Source organism: Kitasatospora sp. NPDC058032 (assembly GCF_042885845.1).
Taxonomy (GTDB): domain Bacteria; phylum Actinomycetota; class Actinomycetes; order Streptomycetales; family Streptomycetaceae; genus Kitasatospora.
Genome location: NZ_JBHVRK010000008.1, coordinates 159,400 through 176,333, shown reverse-complemented (window position 1 = coordinate 176,333; position 16,934 = coordinate 159,400). Strand labels below are relative to the sequence as shown.

Annotated in this window: 8 protein-coding genes and 1 pseudogene; 4 read left to right on the top strand and 5 right to left on the bottom strand. The window is 67.9% G+C overall.

Annotated elements, in window-relative coordinates; translation table 11 throughout:
• Positions 1-160: 160 nt before the first annotated feature.
• Positions 161-3,661, bottom strand: a complete 3,501-nt coding sequence (locus ACFVUH_RS15905) for a ricin-type beta-trefoil lectin domain protein (RefSeq protein WP_387913714.1) — start codon at positions 3,659-3,661, stop codon at positions 161-163.
• A gap of 855 nt (positions 3,662-4,516) precedes the next feature.
• Here ACFVUH_RS15905 and ACFVUH_RS15900 point away from each other — a divergent pair.
• Together ACFVUH_RS15900 and ACFVUH_RS15895 are read left to right on the top strand one after the other, a co-directional pair.
• Positions 4,517-11,443, top strand: coding sequence for a restriction endonuclease fold toxin (locus ACFVUH_RS15900; protein ID WP_387913712.1), 6,927 nt, complete (start codon positions 4,517-4,519; stop codon positions 11,441-11,443).
• Positions 11,443-11,844 carry an Imm7 family immunity protein gene (locus tag ACFVUH_RS15895; RefSeq protein ID WP_387913710.1) on the top strand — a complete coding sequence of 134 codons (402 nt, stop codon included), beginning with the start codon at positions 11,443-11,445 and terminating at the stop codon, positions 11,842-11,844. Before ACFVUH_RS15900 ends, ACFVUH_RS15895 begins: the two co-directional genes overlap by 1 nt.
• A 473-nt stretch (positions 11,845-12,317) precedes the next feature.
• On the opposite strand, the pseudogene ACFVUH_RS15890 reads toward ACFVUH_RS15895, so the two are convergent.
• The 4 genes and pseudogenes from ACFVUH_RS15890 to ACFVUH_RS15875 form a co-directional block, all read right to left on the bottom strand.
• Positions 12,318-13,450: pseudogene (locus ACFVUH_RS15890) on the bottom strand (IS630 family transposase).
• An 86-nt stretch (positions 13,451-13,536) separates the two neighbouring features.
• Complete coding sequence (locus ACFVUH_RS15885) at positions 13,537-14,049, bottom strand: DinB family protein (protein ID WP_387913708.1); 513 nt, start codon at positions 14,047-14,049, stop codon at positions 13,537-13,539.
• A 140-nt stretch (positions 14,050-14,189) separates the two neighbouring features.
• On the bottom strand, positions 14,190-14,999 hold the full coding sequence (locus tag ACFVUH_RS15880; protein WP_355368060.1) for an alpha/beta hydrolase: 810 nt from the start codon (positions 14,997-14,999) through the stop codon (positions 14,190-14,192).
• A 64-nt stretch (positions 15,000-15,063) separates the two neighbouring features.
• The gene (locus ACFVUH_RS15875; protein ID WP_387913706.1) at positions 15,064-15,534 is read right to left on the bottom strand and encodes an ATP-binding protein; all 471 of its coding nucleotides are present in this window, start codon (positions 15,532-15,534) and stop codon (positions 15,064-15,066) included.
• A 179-nt stretch (positions 15,535-15,713) separates the two neighbouring features.
• On the opposite strand from ACFVUH_RS15875, the gene ACFVUH_RS15870 reads away from it, so the two are divergent.
• Positions 15,714-16,574: a helix-turn-helix domain-containing protein gene (locus ACFVUH_RS15870; RefSeq protein WP_387913704.1), complete on the top strand. Its 861-nt coding sequence runs from the start codon at positions 15,714-15,716 to the stop codon at positions 16,572-16,574.
• Positions 16,571-16,804, top strand: a complete 234-nt coding sequence (locus tag ACFVUH_RS15865; RefSeq protein WP_355368070.1) for a DUF397 domain-containing protein — start codon at positions 16,571-16,573, stop codon at positions 16,802-16,804. Before ACFVUH_RS15870 ends, ACFVUH_RS15865 begins: the two co-directional genes overlap by 4 nt.
• Positions 16,805-16,934 lie beyond the last annotated feature (130 nt).

Genomic DNA, 16,934 nt, shown 5'->3' with positions numbered 1-16,934 from the left:
CGCCGCCGCCGGGCACAGCCCCTGTTGTATCTCGCCTACCCCCAACACCCCCCCCCCCACCCCCGACTCGGCTAACGCACAACGGCCGTGGGCCCTGGCCGAAGCCAGGGCCCACCGCCCAGGGACGAGGTGCCTCAATCTCCCGTCCGTCACCGCCGGGTCAGGTCGTACGCTCCGGCTGGAGGGTCCAGCGCTGGTTGTCCTGGAGTCCGGGGCAGTCCCAGATGCCCAGGCGCGTTCCCTGCTCGGTCGCCCATCCCGGCAGTTCGAGGCACTTGCCGCCAGGGCTGTCGCCATTGACGGTACCGGGGATGAACAGGCGGCCGTCAGGTCGCATGCTCCACTTCTGCCCGGCGGAGCCGGTGCAGAGGGAGAGGACGGCCCGCGTCCCGTTGTCCAGGGCGTTGTCGCGGGTGGAGAGGCAGAAGCTGCCGCTGCGCACGGTACCGTCGCTCGCGAAGTTGAACCTCTGGTTGGGGGTCTGCCAGCAGGAGAAGACGCCGAGTTCGGCGCCCTCACGCGCGCCGCCGAGGGCGTCGGCGCAGAGCCAGTCGACCTGGGCGGAATGTATGGAGACGCTGGCGTCCGCGTAGCCGGCGAAGGCCCAGGGGCCGAAGCCGTCTACCCGCCCGGTGGTACCGGTGCTGCTGGAGCCGGGGAAGATGGCGAGGGCGTTGGTGATGTCGATGGTCCAGAGGTCGGCGTAGCCGTCGTTGTTGAGGTCGCCGGCACCGATGAGCGGGTGGGTGTCGGCCTTGAGCGCGGCGCCGGTGCCCAGCATGGTCCCGCTGTCCGGCCTGGTGAGGGCGGAGTAGTCGACCGTCCCGTTGGCGTTCCACCCGAGCGGGTACACGGAGATGTCGCCGGTGTACCGGTTTCGGGCCCACAGCGTGGTCTGGTTGGCCGGCTTGCCGGTGCTGGGGTCCATGGTCGGGCCGTTCGCGGCTCCGGGGTTGAGAAGTTCCAGATCGTTCCAACTGCCCGACGCCATGGGGATGAGCATCGCACTGGCGATGTTGTTGGCACCGGTGGGCTGGAACAGGTAGAGGTTGCCGTCCTCCAGCGTGAGGATGGAGGTCAAACTGGTGATGATCTTTTCGTGCTTGCCGGTCGGGTCCGGAGCGACCGCCTCACCCTTCGGGGAGCCGAAGGCCACCACCTGGGAGACGTGGCTCCAGGTGCTGTTGTATGCCGGGCACGGCGCGTTCGTTCCGTAGGTGGTGCAACTGCCCGGTCGAGTGAGGCTGCTGGAGACGAGCTTGTCGTAGCGCCCGGTACCGTCGTTGTTGATCAAGTAGAGAGCGTCCGCCAGGGCCTGGGTTCCGGACGAGGTCGGCTGCTTGCTGTAGTGGGCAACGATCTGGTCGACGGCAAGGCCATAGCCCAGGACTCCGTGGTGGCTGAGCTGGAAGTCGGCCCACGTGGTCCCGTAGTCGTTGGCACCGGGAGCGGCCGCCGGAGGCGCCACGAGAGAGCTGACCGGGTCGGCCGTGCCACCGGTGATCCGCAGGTTGCCGTTCGTGTCGACGGTGACGATGTCGGGCTTCTGGTCGTTGTCGACATCACCGAACAGAGGCTGGGTGCCGGGACGCCACGGAACGTAGAAGTTGTAGAGCGCGGGCTGGCTGTAGTTGCCCGCGATGTCCATGGCCCAGGCGTAGACCGTGTTGATGCCCCACTTCCGTGCCTGGTAGTAGTACGGCTCCCCGGGGGCGTAGGTGCCACCGTCACCGCAGTGCCAGCCCACCACGGGAGTCGGGTCGGTGCTGACCCGCAGGCAGGCGATGCCGGAGGACTGGAGCCCGGAGGCCGGAGCGGGGTCGTCGGCGTAGATCCACAGCGCGCCCCAGTCGTTCATGTACTTGGCCGGGTTGGGGTTGGGCGTACCGGCGGGCGGGAAGTCGCTGGAACGGATGCTGACGCGCGGATTGGTGCGGTCGATGCGGAAGTAGCACAAGGGACTCGTGCCGGAGCTGAGCAGGCCGTCGGTGGACTGGGCGTACCACCCGTACTGGTGACCGTCGCTGAGCGATCCCGGCGAGACCGGCTCGGCGGGGCTGTTGTAGGAGCCACCCCAACGGCCGTCGATGAAGCGGAAGTCGGAGTTGTCGTCCCACAACTCGTAGTTGGTGCGAACCGGAAGACCGCTCGGGGAGAAGCTGTTGGCGTAGAGGTAGATGTTCTGGTTGCTACCGATCCAACCGGGGTTGTCCCAGGGGTTGGCGCCACCGCTGGTGCACTCGGCGGCGCCGCCGGTGTTGGTGTAGCCGGGGGTCGGGCTGGTGCGCGGGTGCCAGACCGTCGGCGCGATGTCGTAGGTGGTGGTGATGCTCGGCTTGCTGTCGAGGTGGTGCCGGTAGAGCTTCTCCTTCTCACCCGCCTTGGGAGCGATGCCGACGGTCCAGGTGGACCACCTGCCGTAGGCGGCGCGCTTCATCATGTCGGTGACGTCGATGGCCAGCGGTCCGCTGTTGCCGGAGACGGCCTGGCTGCCGACGAACTCGCAGCCCTCCATGACGACGTTCGTGTTCCCGTACTGGCACGGCTGGTCCGTCCACTTGCTGTGCTCGTGGATCGCCTTGGGGGCCGAGTAGAGGCCGAGCTCGGTCGGTGTGCCGGGACTGGCGGCACCGGTGACGAGTCCGTTGAGGGTCGAGTTGAACAGCACCGGCGGCGACTCGGCCCCGCTGACGACGGTGTGGATGGCGGGATTGACCGCGAACTGGAAGTACGCTCGCTGCCGGCCTTCCTTCCCGCAGTCCTGGTTCGGATCGGAACTGTGGTAGCCGCAGTAGCCCGTGGCAAGGTTGGTCTTCTTGTTGTAGTACTCGGAACTCTCGTGGTTCTCCTGGACCTCGACCGACCCCTGGATCCCGCTGGTGACCGCGGTGAGTGACGGATCGAGGTACCACGGCCCGGTGCCGCTACCCAGCGCCTGCTGGTCGGGAGTCAACTCGATGCCGGCACCCGTGACCTTGGTTCCCATGACGGCGACGTTGGCACCGTCCCCCGGGCCCTCGGCAGTCGACGACATTCCTGCCCGCGGGAGATCGGAACCATCTGCCGGGGAAACCGCCGACAAGCCGAAGGGCTTGGCAGCCGGAGCTGAAACGGCCTGGCCCGTTCGGGAGGAGTCCCACTGGAGCGACGCGGGCGAGCGGAACCGGGAGGCGCCGGTTTCGTCCTTCACATCGATCTGTCCCTGGTCGTCCGCCGTGACGGTCAGGCCCTTGGCGGTGATCGGGAAGCGCAGGGTCTTCAGCGCGGGATCCGCCGCAGCCTCGGGGGTGCGAACAACGATCACGTCGCGCCAGCCGCCGACCTCCAGCGCGGTCAACTGCAGGTCCACGCCCGGCAGGACGTCGGTATAGGTGGCGGTGCCGCCGTTCACGGAAGGCTTGGGCAGGGCGAACGGCGCCCCGACGGCGAGCTCCTTGCCGTCCGTGGTGGCCACGGTCGCCATCGGCCCCGCGCCCCCGCCGGAGAACCTCAACGCGGTCGAGGCGACGGCCGGGCTGAGGCTGCCATCGGCGTTGGCCCGCAGACTCGAGTCGATGTCCGCCCACGTGCCGTCCCGCTTGAGCCGAACCGGCTGGGCGTTGTCCGTCGTGGTCAGGGTGCCGTTGGGGTTCGCCACGGTCTTCGACGCCTCGGTCGTCATGGCGTCCACGACAACCGACTTACCGGTCGACCTCGCCTTGGCGATGGCCTCGAACACAGCCTGCTGTGCGGGCGTACGGCCCGGTGCCGGCTGATCGGCCGTGGCCGGCGTGGCGCCACCGACGGGCCCGTTCGTGGGCGAAGGCGTAGCGCCGGCGTCCAGCGCGAGTGCAGTGGGCGCGCCGAGCAGGCTCATACCCAGCACGCAGCTCGTCGCAAGAGCGGCCAGGCGAGCCGCAGGCCTGCGCAGGGATGGCAAAGGCAATGTGCGCACGATTGTGCTCGAAGTGACGGACATGTCTCTTCTGTGTCCCCCTCCCGGACTGCGGCCCCACTCTCGGGGCCGCGTTCGGGTGGGAACGATGGTACGTGACCTGCGAATTGGTCAACCGGGTTTCGAATTCGCACCGGCATGTCCGGATTGCGAACAGCATCGAGGTCAAGACTCCGTAAACATCATGTGCATGGTGGCCGAACGGCCTACCGAGTGTCGGACCCCTCACCTATCGTCACTTCGGCCATGGCGTCGACTGTGCCCATATGACGCCATGTCGACACCGAAGAAGGGGGTTACGCAGTGGGGGTTTTGCCTGCCTGGAAACGGGCTGGGAGACCGACAGGGGGCCGTTGGCGGTCGCCTGTCGTGGCGACCGTCGTCGCCTTGACGCTGACAGGAGTGACCGTTCCGCCGGCGGCGGCATGGACGTACCCGGAACCGAAGGAGAAGATCTGGACTCCGCCCAACGCGCCCAAGGGCCCGGGAACGGCATCGGTCGCAGGACGTGACGTCCACCCGCCGAAGGCGACGTCCCCGGCCAAGGCGCCCGACCGGAAGCCGCAGGTCGCGTCGCCCGTCGTGACCGGCACCGAGACCGTCACGGTCGGCCTCGACAGCGCCGGTGCCAAGGCCGCCCGGGCCGCCACCGGGGGCGCGTCCCCTGCCTCCGGCGGAGCGACCGGCACCAGGGCCGGCCGGCTCGCCGTCCAGGTCGCGCCCGGCAACGGCGCGGGTGAGAGTGCGCGAACGGTCCAGGTCCAGGTGACCGCACCGGACAAGGGTAAGGCGGCCGGGGTGACCGGCCCCCTTATCGCCCTGTCCGACGTTGAGGCTCCGACGGCCGGCAACGGTCGTGCCGCGAACATCACCCTGGACCTCAATGCGCTCCAGGCCGGCGGATGGTCCGACCGCGCGACGCTCGTCGAGCTGCCCGCCTGCGCGCTGACGACGCCCGAGCGACCCGAGTGCCGCACCCAGACCCCGGTGTCCGCCCACGTGGACGGTCGTGGCTCGGTCAGTGCCGATGTCACCCTGCCCGCGGCCGCAAGGTCCGGTCGGACCCCCGAGCAGGGCGGATCGATCGAGGTACCGGCCCCCGCCGACGACGCCGCGGTGTCTCTGGCGGCCGGCACGACGGGTGCGTCGGGCGGCCCGGTGGTGATCTCCGCAGTGCCCGCACCGTTCGGCATCGGCGGCAACTTCAAGGCGACGCCGCTCGCTCCCTCCGCAGCGTGGGCCGCCGGTTCCAATGCTGGGAACTTCACCTACAGCTACCCGCTGTCGGTGCCGCCGTCCCTCGGCGGCGCGGCTCCTGCCGTCGCACTCGGCTACAACTCAGCCGCGGTCGACGGCAAGACGTCCGCCACCAACTCCCAGTCCTCCTGGATCGGCGACGGCTGGAGCTACGAACCCGGCTCCATCGAGCGCTCGTACCAGGGCTGCGACAAGGTCGGCATCACCAACTCCGGTGACCTGTGCTGGGGCGGCCAGAACGCCACCCTGGCGCTCGGCAACCGGTCCGGCACCATCGTCCGGGACGACAACAACGGTACCTGGCACCTGCAGGACGACGACGGCTCCAAGATCGAACAGCTCACCGGTGCACCGCGGAGCGGCGGCGACGTCAACTACCGGGACATGGAGTACTGGCGGATCACCACGCCGGACGGGACCCAGTACTACTTCGGCCTCAACCATCTGCCCGGCGGAGACGGCACCGACCCCGCCGCCAACTCGGTCCTGACAACACCGGTGCACTCGCCCAAGAGCGGTGACCCCTGCTACAGCCCGTCGACCGGGAACGGCTCCTGGTGTCAGATGGCGTGGCGCTGGCAGCTCGACTACGTCGTCGACGCCCACGGCAACCTCACCACCTACCAGTACGCGACCGAGGGCAACAACTACAGCCGCGGCGGTAGCCCGGACCCGAGCAAGGGCTCGCTCACCGGCTACCAGCGGAGCGCCCACCTCCGGGAGATCGGCTACGGCCAGCGTCTCGACGAGCAGCGGGCGGCCAAGGGCACCATCAACCCCGCGGCGAAGGTCCTCTTCACGGTCGCGGAGCGTTGCCTGCCCTCCGGCGGCATCACCTGCGCCGAGGAGCAACGCACCACGGCGAACGCCGACGCGTGGCCCGATGTGCCGCTCGACCAGATGTGCACCGCCTCCGGCGTGTGCACCAACTACTCCCCGACCTTCTTCACCACCAAGCGCCTGACCACGATCGCTACCGAGGTCCTCGTCGGCGGGTCCTACCGCGAGGTGGACAGCTGGGCCCTGACCCAGTCGCAGCCCGATCCGGGGGACGCGACCAAGCGCACCCTCCGGTTGGACTCCGTCCTGCGGACCGCCTCCAACGGCCAGGCGTCCACGGCTCTCCAGCCCGTCAACTTCGGCTACACGATGATGGCCAACCGGGTCGACGGCCTGGACCCGCCGGAGCACATGTTCATGCGACCGCGCCTCAAGAGCGTCGAGACCGAGGCCGGCGGCCGGATCAACGTCGTCTACAGCGACGCCGAGTGCTCGCGGGTCAACCACCACATGCCCGCCTCCGAGGACACCAACTCGATGGCCTGCATGCCCGTGAAGTGGTACCTGCCCGGCGCGGTCGGAGCTGACGGAAAGCCGGTCCTGGTCAACGACTGGTTCAACAAGCCGATCGTCAAGGTCGTCAGCGAGCAGGACCTGGTCAGCACCCCCGCCATCGGCAAGAGCACCGAGTACACCTACAACGGCGGAGCCGCCTGGCACCGCAACGATGCCGAGTTCACCGACCCGAAGACCCGGACCTGGGACCAGTTCCGCGGCTACCAGTCGGTGACCAGCCGGGTCGGCAGCGGCTCCTCCAGCGAGGCGCCCCGGACCCAGCAGACGGTCACCTACCTGCGCGGCATGCACGGCGACTTCCTCGCCAACGGAATCAACAAGCGCAGCGTCCAGGTCGCCAGCCCCCTCGGTGGCACCGTGACCGACGAGAACTGGCTCAGCGGTCGCGTCGTGGCCACCGAGGTCTTCGAGCAGGAGGGCGGGGCGGTCCGGTCGATCGCCGGGAGCCTGTACGACGGCAAGACACCTACGGCCACCCACGTCCAGAGCGCCGGCGCACCGGCGATCTACGCCTACTCGCCGGACTCCAAGGTCACGGCGCTCTCCAAGGCCAAGCTCGCCGACGGAAGCTGGCGTACGGCCAGCGCCGTCACGGTCTCGGATCCGGCGAACGGAAACCGGGTCGTCTCCGTCAACGACAGGGGTGACGGTACCGCCGCCACCCCTGAGACCTGCACCCGCATCGGCTACGCCGTCAGCACCAACCCCGGTCTCCGCACCCTCTCCTACGAGAAGACCACGGTCCGGGGCAACTGCGACACCGAGGTGACGGCGTCCACCGCGATCAGCGGCACCCGTACCCTCTACGACGGCAAGCCGTTCAAGTCCGCGGGCACCACCGGCGATCCGACCAGCACCCAGGCCCTCGACCACTTCGACCAGGCCGGGAAGCCGGTCTACGTCCACACCACCAGTGCGTCCTTCGACGCCTACGGCCGGAGCGTGTCCACGGCGACGACCGACGGGTCCACGTACCGGTTCGACGGCAGCCAGCTGAGCGGACCGACGGTCACCCCTGCCGTCACGACATCGGCCTTCACGCCCGCAACGGGGGCCCTGCCCACCGAGCTGCGGTCGACCGGCCCGATGGGTGCCGGCTGGACCACCACCGTCACCCAGGACCCGGCCCGCGGCCTGCCGCTCACCAGCAAGGACGTCAACGACCGCGTCACCACGGCGCAGTACGACGCCTTCGGCCGCCTCACGGCCGTCTGGGCACCGGACCGACCGACGGACGCCCTGCCGAGCCGGACCTTCAGCTACGCGGTCAACGGCGGGTCACGCCCGTCCGCCATCACGAGCAAGTCGATCAACGACGACGCCGCTACGTACCTGACGGTCGTCGAGATCTTCGACGGGTTCGGCCGCACCCGGCAGACGCAGAGCATGAGCGCGGCGTACCCGACGGGGCGTCTGATCACGGACACCGTCTACGACACCCACGGCTGGGTGATCAAGACGTCGAACCCCTACTACGAGAAGACCTCGTTCCCCACCGAGTACATCTTCGAGCCGGCCGCCGACGGCCAGGTTCCGGGCCAGACCTGGAAAACGTACGACGGCGGCGGACACGTGGTGCGCTCGGAGTTCCGCTCGTACGGCAACCTCCAGTGGGCCAGTAGAGCCGCATACCCGGGCGCCGACCGGACGGACGTCACGCCTCCCGAGGGCGGCACGCCGTCCTCGGTCGTGACCGACGCCCGCGGCCGGACCACGGCCGCGTGGCAGTACCGAACCGCCACGGCCACCGGGAACCCGGCCGATGCCGACATCACCACCTTCACGTACACGGCCGACGGCCGGCCCGCCGGGCGCACCGACAGCAGTGGCAATACATGGAGCTATGCCTATGACCTGATGGGGCGCCAGGTTTCGGCGATCGACCCCGACACCGGCACCACCCGGACCGCGTACAACGCGAACTCCCAGATCGACCACACGGTCGACGCCAAGGGCCAGACGCTCGCCTACTCGTACGACCTGCTCGGCCGGAAGACGGGAAGCTACAACGGCAGCGTCGCACCCGCGAACCAGCTGGCGTCCTGGAGCTACGACACCCTCGCCAAGGGTCTCCCCACCTCCTCGACCCGATACGTCGGCGGAGCCAACGGCGCCGCCTACACCAAGACGGTAACCGGCTACGACACCGACTACCGGCCGCTGGGAACCTCCGTCACCATTCCCGGGGCCGAGGGACCGCTCGCCGGCACCTACACCACCACCAACACCTACAGCAGCGTCAACGGCGCCCTGGCCAGTGTCGACATCCCGGCCGCCGGCGGTCTGCCCGCCGAAACCGTGTACTACGGCCACACGATCACGGGTCTGCTGACTTCGGTGGCGAGCCTGCAGCAGGCGGTCGTCGCCCAGGTCACGTACGACGCCCTGGCGCGTCCTCTCGAAACAACCGTGGGCACCTACGGGTCGCAGGTGGTCTCGCTCCAGCAGTACGACTGGGCCACCGGACGGGCCATCAACTCCTTCGTCTACCGTCAGACCGGCTCCGTCGTCACCGACCAGACGAGCTACACCTATGCCCCGTCCGGCCGGATCACGTCCATCAACACGCTCCAGGACGCCGCGGACACCGACACCCAGTGCTTCACCTACGACCACCTGGGTCGGCTGACCAACGCCTGGACCGACACCCAGGGCGTGTACACCACGGCCGACTGGACCGACACCGCTGGCAACGTCCAGGGAACCGGTAGCTCCACCACCGTGCCCGGCGTCGGCGGATGCAACAACGCCAACGGCCCGGCCCAGGTCAGTCCTGGCGGCCGCACCATCGGCGGACCCTCCCCGTACTGGAACACCTACAGCTACGACGCCAGCGGCAACCGGACGAGCCTCGTCCAGCACGACATCAGCGGCAACAGCTTTAACGACCTCACCACCACCCAGACCTTCGGAGCCGCCGGCAGCCACAACTCCCCCACCACCGCACCCGACACCGGCGGCGGAACAGGCGGGCCGCACGCCCTCCTGGCCACATCCGCCACTGGCCCTGGCGGTACCCGGGTCGTCACCTACCAGTACGACGCCACGGGCAACACCACCGCGCTCACCGACACCAGTGGCACCAGCAGCCTGGCCTGGAACGGCGAGGGCAAGGTCGACACCTTCACCGTGGTCGCCGGTGCCGACCCGACCACCTACCTCTACGACGCCGACGGCAACCAGCTCATCCGCCGCGACCCCGGCCGGACCACGCTCAACCTGCCCACGGACGAGCTCACGCTCGACACCGCCACGGGCTCGATGAGCAACGTCCGCAGCGTCGCCTCGGCCGGAGGCCTGACCTACCTGCGGGTCACCGCCCCCATCGGCGGCGGCACCGTCCTGATCCAGGCGTCCGACCCGCACGGCACCAGCAACCTGCAGATCAACACCACCGACGGCCAGCCCTTCACCCGCCGACTCTCCGACCCCTTCGGCAACCCCCGCGGCTACCAGCCCGCGACCTCCGACTGGGCCGGCAGCAAGAGCTTCGTCGGCGGCGCCAAGGACGAGGCCACCGGCCTCACCACCCTCGGTGCCCGCGAGTACGACCCCTCCACCGGCCGCTTCATGAGCCCGGATCCGATTCTCGATCCGACGAACCCACAGCAGTGGAACGGCTACGCCTACAGCGAGAACGACCCGGTCAACCGCAGCGACCCCAGCGGCCTCCAGACACCCGAGTGCGGCGTGCTGTACGACTGCAGCGGGTCCGGCGGCACTATCACCATGAGCAATAAGGAGGAAACAGGAGGATATGTAGATTCCAATACCCAACAGCGGTTCTATCAAACAATTAAAGACGACACCCAGAGCGTGACTCATCAATGGATTCGCCGACAGAAGCTTAAAAATGTCGGACTTTCAGAGGAGACTTTCGACCAATTCCTTTCGAGGGCAAAGAAGGGTGCCAAGGAGGTCAGCGGCTGGCAATCCATCGAAGATTGCGGGTCCAAGAAGGATGCACAGAGCTGCCTAGAGGCCGTAGGGACTGTTGCCAGTTATGTATCCGAGACCAGATGGCTCTTCGTTGCGAAAAGAGGTCTCCTCGGCGACATGAATCGGAGCTTGCCGATTCCTTGCACCCACAGCTTCCCTCCTGACACCAAGGTGCTACTGTCCGACGGAGACACCAAGGCGATCGGCGACATAAAGCCCGGCGACTCCGTCGCCACCACCGACCCGCAAACCGGTGAGACAACATCCAAGCCAGTCACGGCCACGATTGTCACACCAGATGATTCCAATTTCACCGAAGTCACCTTGGCCCTTCCGACTGACACCGGCGAGCCCACGACCACAACGACCATCGTCTCTACGTCCACCCACCCCTACTGGGACAAGACGACCCAGCGCTGGACCGAAGCAGCATCACTTGAAGCCGGCCATATCCTCACCACGGCCGACCAGAGCACAGCACTCGTTCTCGGAACCCGCACCTACACCACCCAACCGCGGACGGCCAACGACCTGACGGTCGCCGACCTCCACACGTACTATGTACTGGCCGGGGCCACGCCCGTGCTCGTGCACAACGAGGAGTGCAACGGTGGGCTCGGCGCACTGATTGACGTAGCCAAGCCGGATGCCGCCGCTGATGCTCTTGCGCAGAGGATCGGCGGCAGATCGCGAGTCCGGTTCGAGAATGACCCGGCAGGGAGGGAGTTCGACGCGATCAGTGACCTATACGTTGCGCAATCAAAGCCAGCAGGATTCCGCATGGGCAGCTCGTTTCGAAACCAGGCGAAGGCAACCTTCGAGGCGGCGATGCGGTCTGGCCGGACTCCTTACTTCCATTTCGAAGGTCCGCCGGATGTCGGCGTCATCTCCAAGCTGCAGGAGTACGCGCAGCGCTACGGTGTTCAACCCGTAATTGACACCGAGCCTCTGGGGTGATGGGTGTGTATGAATTTCACGGATGGTTTGGCATCGCCGAGTCGACCGAGGAGGCCGATGCGGGCTCCCTTCTGGAGGGCCTGTCAGATCTGCGAGATCGAATCTCCGCGATTCATTGGGCAACAGGCAGTATTCAGCTAGCTCCACACAACGGTCAGTACTTTTTGACCGTTAACGGCCTCGTAAATCGCCGCAGAGACGAGGCGCAGGAGTTGGACGCCCTTTTGGGTCATGTTTCGAGCCGATTCCCTGGCGCGTGGGGCCTTCTTTATGAGCGCTCAGACGACTTTACCGAGCCGCCAGGGCCGGGGGCGTTTCGAGTTCGCGTCATGGCGAGGGGTATGATACGGGATCACCTTGATCCTTTCCTCTCCCCCTGCCAACCAACAATTGAAGATTGACCTCAATCTCGACCCGGGCCCGTCGGCCTGCCGACGGGCCCGACTGAATTGAGGGAAATGGAATTACGACGCCTGCCAATCTAGCGAATCGCCCATTCCAGAGGCTCCGCTGAATCTTCATCAGTGGGGCCTCTGTGATATCTGGCAGCAGTAACTGACGACAATCTCGGCGGACGGGGGCTGCACAGACCGGCCGTTCACCGCCGTTGCCGGCCGCGCATCCTGCTGGACGCGGCGGCCGCAGCCCAGCAGGACGCCAACGGCAGGCCCGCAGAGTCAGCGGCGGCGTGAAGCCTTCTGCTCAGGCAGCCTCGGAACCCACCAAGCTCGGCTTTCGCGACCGGACCCTGCGCCGACGCCGCGCCCGGGCACGGACATGGGCTGGGTCGGACGCGCCACTCTGCGGGCGGGTAGGCACCTATGGCACCACCACGAAAGACCCCCATCCAATTGAGGTGATCTCTAATGCCGCATCAGGCAACGTTCGCCCTGTTGACGATCTTGCGTAGGCGTTCGTCGGTGGCGTGCTTGTTCCGCCAGATGACGTAGCGGCGGATCATGCTGCCCTGCTCCCAGTGGCTGGCGTGGTCGGTGCCGTCGAGAGCGAAGTAGCGCAAGGCGGTGAACTGGGCCTCAATCCGGTTCAGCCATGAGGAGTTGGTGGGGGTTTAGGCGATCTCCACGTTGTTCGCCCCGGCCCACTTCGCCACCCGGCGGCGGCGCTTGGCGGTCAGGTGCGGGGAGTAGTTGTCGCGGATGATCGCGATCCGCACGTCGGCCGGGTACAGGCTGCGTAGGTACCGGCAGAACTCCCGGAACTTCGACCGGTTCTTGGTCTTCTTGATGTGGCCGTAGAGCTTGTCCTTGGCGAGGTCACAGGCGGCGAACAGGTGCCTCACCCCGTGCGGGCGGGTTCAGGTAGCCCGCCGCCTCGGCCGCGGCTCGCGGTCGGGATCCTTGCCCTTGCCGCCGCGCTCGGCCCACTGCTGGCCAGGGTGTGGCTGGAGGTTGAGGGGCCGAACTCGTCCAGACAGAAGATGACTTCGGGCTCGCCCTCCTCGGGTATGACCTCGCCGTCGGCGATCGCGTAGAGGTGCTCGACCCGGGCTTTCTTGGCTGCGTAGTCGGGATCCTTCGAGGTCTTCCAGGTCTTCACGCGTTGAAAGGAGACGCCCTCCTCGCGGAGCAGGACCCGAAGGCCCTCGTGGCTGATGTCGTCGACCACCCCCTCGGCGACCAGGAAGTCGGCCAGCTTGGCCAGGCTCCAGGTCGAGAACGGCAGGCCGTGCTCGGCCAGCTTGGACTTGGCGATCTTCTTGGTCTCCCGGCGCTCGGGCAGCGTGAACGTCCTCGGCCGTCCGCCCTTGTATTTCGGGTAGAGCGAGTCGAAGCCGTCGGCGTTGAAGTTGTGGATCATGTCGCGGACCCGGTCCGCGCTGGTGAACGTGACCTCGGCGATCTTCGCCACGGGCATTCCCTGGGCTGACAGCAGCACCATCTGGGCCCGCCGCCACGTCACCACCGACCCAGTGCCTCGGCGGACGATCCGCAGCAGCCGCTGTCCCCCATCGTCATCGATCTCGGGCACGCGCACACGTTCAGCCACCCAAGCACCCTGACACGACGCGCCGCCCGGCACGGAACCCGGCGGCGCGTCACCTCACGATAGGCCGGACCCCAACTGATCCGGTGTCATACACCAGTGGTGCCGTCGATGCGCTCCCGGAGCAGGTCGGCGTGGCCGTTGTGGCGGGCGTACTCCTCGATCATGTGGACGTAGATCCAGCGGAGGTTGACGTCCTGCTCCATGAAACGGCCGGTGTCGGTCAGGGCACAGGCGGCGCAGAGCTCGCGGGCATGGGCGATCTCCGCGTGCCAGGTGGCCAGAGCGTCGTGCAGTGTGGCGCCCTCGGCCAGTTCGAAGCCGCCGTCGGGGCCAGAAGGGTCGGCCCGCGGGTCGTAGATGGGCAGGGCCTGTTCTCCGGCGAACACTCGGCGGAACCAGTTCCGCTCCACCTCCGCCATGTGCTGGACGAGGCCGGTCAATGTGAAGCCGGACGGTGGCACGGACGCGACGACGGCTTGCTCATCGTCCAGGCCCTCGCACTTCATGGCGAGGGTGGCGCGGTGGAAGTCAAGCCAGCTTTCGAGCGTGGTGCGCTCGTCGGCGTTCAGGGGCGGCAAAGGGCGTTCGATGGCACTCATCAGACGATGATCACCAGCGGCCGAAGCCATGGACAGGCAGGGCCTCCTGCAGGGCGAACGTTGCCTGATACGGCACTGGACGGATTCGCTGGGCGGGGCCACGGGGCGCGCGGCGGATGGTTCGCGCCCCCGGGGTGGGGTCAGGTGAGGGCGTGGGGGAGGGTGGTGCGGACCCATTGCTCGGGTTCGGAGAGGTGCGGAGCGTGACCGGCCTGGGGGTAGACGTGGCGGTCGGGTTTGGGGAGGGAGAGGTCGATCAGGTCGAGGATTTCGCCGTACATCAGTTCGCTGTCGTCGCTCTGGGTGAGGAGGACACGTTCGGTGAAGCGGTTGAGGGCCGTGAGGTCGAGGTCGAGGGCGTCCGGGTCGCGCAGTTCGTCGAGGTAGGTGGGCGCGTTGCGAATGAAGGTGTGGCGGACCGGCGCGGGGAGTTGTTCCCACGCCCCCGGGCCGAGGGCGATGGTGTCGACGTAGCGCTCGGCGCCGGCCGCTGATTCGGCCTGTTCGAGGAGTTCACGGACGGCCGAGATCCGTTCGGCGAAGGCGACGCCGAGGGGGCGCAGCTCCGGGTCGGCGAGCAGGGTGCCGGTCGCGGGCGGTTCGTGGACGGCCACGCCGCGCAGCAGGTCGGGGCGGGCGGCGGCGAGGCGGAGGGCGATCAGACCGCCGTAGGAGTCGCCGCAGACGTAGGCGGGCGCGAGGCCCAGGCCGACGATCAGACCGGCCAGGTCGGCGGCGTCCTCGTACACGGAGCCCTGGGTGAGCAGGTCGTCGCTGCGGCTGTGCCCGCGCCGGTCGTAGGCGACGACGGTAGTCTCCTCGGCGAGCCCCGGCAGCACACGTGCCCAGCTGTCGGCGTCCGTCCAGGACCCGTGCACCAGCACCAGCCCCGGCCCCGCGCCCCGGGTCTCGTAGTACAACGACACCCCGTTCACCCTGATCTCGGCCATCGCGAGCCTCCCGACCTCGGTCGTGCACCGACAACGCCCCACCCACCAGCGTGACACACCCCCGTCATGCCGGTCGGATGAGCGGACAGGAGCCCATGGAGGTGGTTTCACCGAGGGTGACGGGGGCGGGCTCGTCGAGCAGCACGCGCGCCCAGACCCGCTTGCCGGTTCCGCGGCGGACGATGACGCCGAAGTCGAGGGCGAGTTGGCGGACGAGCTCGATGCCGCGCCCGCCTTCGTTGAAGCGGCGCGGCCGGCGCTCCTGGAGCGGGAGGTCGTGCCGCGGGTCCCAGACTTCGAGCCGGCAGTCGCCGTCGAACTCCTGGAGGTAGAGCCGGACTTCGCCGCTCCCCTGGCAGGCGTGGACGACGGCGTTGGTGACCAGCTCGGAGGCGATGAGGACGAGGTCGTCGACCCGCTCCCCGGTCCACCCCCACGCGGTGAGCTGGTCGCGGATGTGACGGCGGGCGACCCGCACCGAGGTGCCGTGCTCGGTGAGGGAGGTCTCCCAGGTGCGGAGGACGGGTCTGCGCAAGGCGGACATGGCAGGGCCCCTTCTGGAGCGTGTCCATTCGGTCACGTTGAGTGTGGGGCATCCAAAATCGAAACTGCAACAGCATTGCTTGAAGAAATTAATTGATCTTGAAGCGGACTTGAGTGCGCGGCCCCGATCTGGTGAGACTGGACACCCATACCCGAAGGGAGGGGCGCCACTTGAGCAAGCAACTGTCGGCGATCAGGCAGATCCGTCTCGGCGACGAACTGCGCGCCTGGCGGCTGGAGAACAACAGGACCCTCGTCGACATGACGGCCGGTCTGAAGGGCTGGAGCCCCGGTCGGTTGAGCCGAATCGAACGGGCCCAGCAGCAGATCAGCCCGGCCGACCTGACCAAGCTGCTCGATCACGCCGGTGTCACGGGCCAGGACCGTGAGGATCTGGAGAGTCTGCTCGGAGACGCCCCGCCCAAGCAGTGGTGGCGCGACCTGGACTACGCGGAGACGATCACGCCGGCCTTCGCCGAATACCTGGCGTTGGAAGCCGATGCGTCGCACATACTGAACTTCTTCCCGTCCGCGTTCCCCGGTCTCGTCCAGACCGAGGGCTATGCGCGCGAGATGATCGCGGCTGGCGTCGATGCGCCCAACGACGAGCTCGTCGAGGCCGGAGCCGAGGTGCGCGTCCTGCGCCAGCGCAGACTGACCGAGGAGCCACGGCTCGACTTCAAGGCCTACTTCGGCGAGGTCGCGCTGCTGATCGCGGGCGACCAAACGGTGCTGGCCGGCCAGATCCGGCACGCGATCAAGGTCGCCAACTACCCGAACGTGACCCTGCGCATGGTGCCGCTGAGCGCCGGTCGGCCAGGCGTTCTGGCCTCGGGAATCACCCTCATGCACTTCCCTGACGACCAATCCGACGGCTTCGTCTTCGTGGAAGCCATCGGCGGTATGCTCCCCAGGAGAACGGGACGCGACGTCAAGCGAGCCGAGAGGACCTTCGTGCGCGTCGAGCAGTTCGCGTTGTCGCCGGAAGACACCATCGCCGCCCTCGAACGCAAGCTGGAAGAGCTGACGTGAGCAAGAAGCACGACCCCTACGCCCACAACCCGGCCGACGCCGAGTGGTCGAAGTCCCCGTTCTCCGCCGAGGGCAACGGCGACTGCGTGATCATCGCCCGCTTCCCCAACGGCGACGTCTGGCTCGGCGACGACAAGAACCCCGGCCGGCCCCACCTCGCGTTCGACCACGCCGAGTGGGCCGCGTTCGTCAAGGCGATCGAGAGCCGCTCCCCCAACTTCACCGCCTGAACCGCCTGAGCTGCCAGAGCGTCGGGGTGGGGGGGGGGGGGGCGCCCCCGGCCCCCCCCCCCCCCCCCGCCGCTACCCCCCCCCCCCGCCCCGCCCCGAGGACGCCCCCCCCCCCCCCCCCCGCCATGAC

Bases quoted from the DNA above. Each gene is read 5' to 3' on its own strand.
- ACFVUH_RS15905 (WP_387913714.1), bottom strand. From the start codon at position 3,661: ATGACGACCGAGGCGTCGAAGACCGTGGCGAACCCCAACGGCACCCTG.
- ACFVUH_RS15895 (WP_387913710.1), top strand. From the start codon at position 11,443: ATGGGTGTGTATGAATTTCACGGATGGTTTGGCATCGCCGAGTCGACC.
- ACFVUH_RS15885 (WP_387913708.1), bottom strand. From the start codon at position 14,049: ATGAGTGCCATCGAACGCCCTTTGCCGCCCCTGAACGCCGACGAGCGC.
- ACFVUH_RS15880 (WP_355368060.1), bottom strand. From the start codon at position 14,999: ATGGCCGAGATCAGGGTGAACGGGGTGTCGTTGTACTACGAGACCCGG.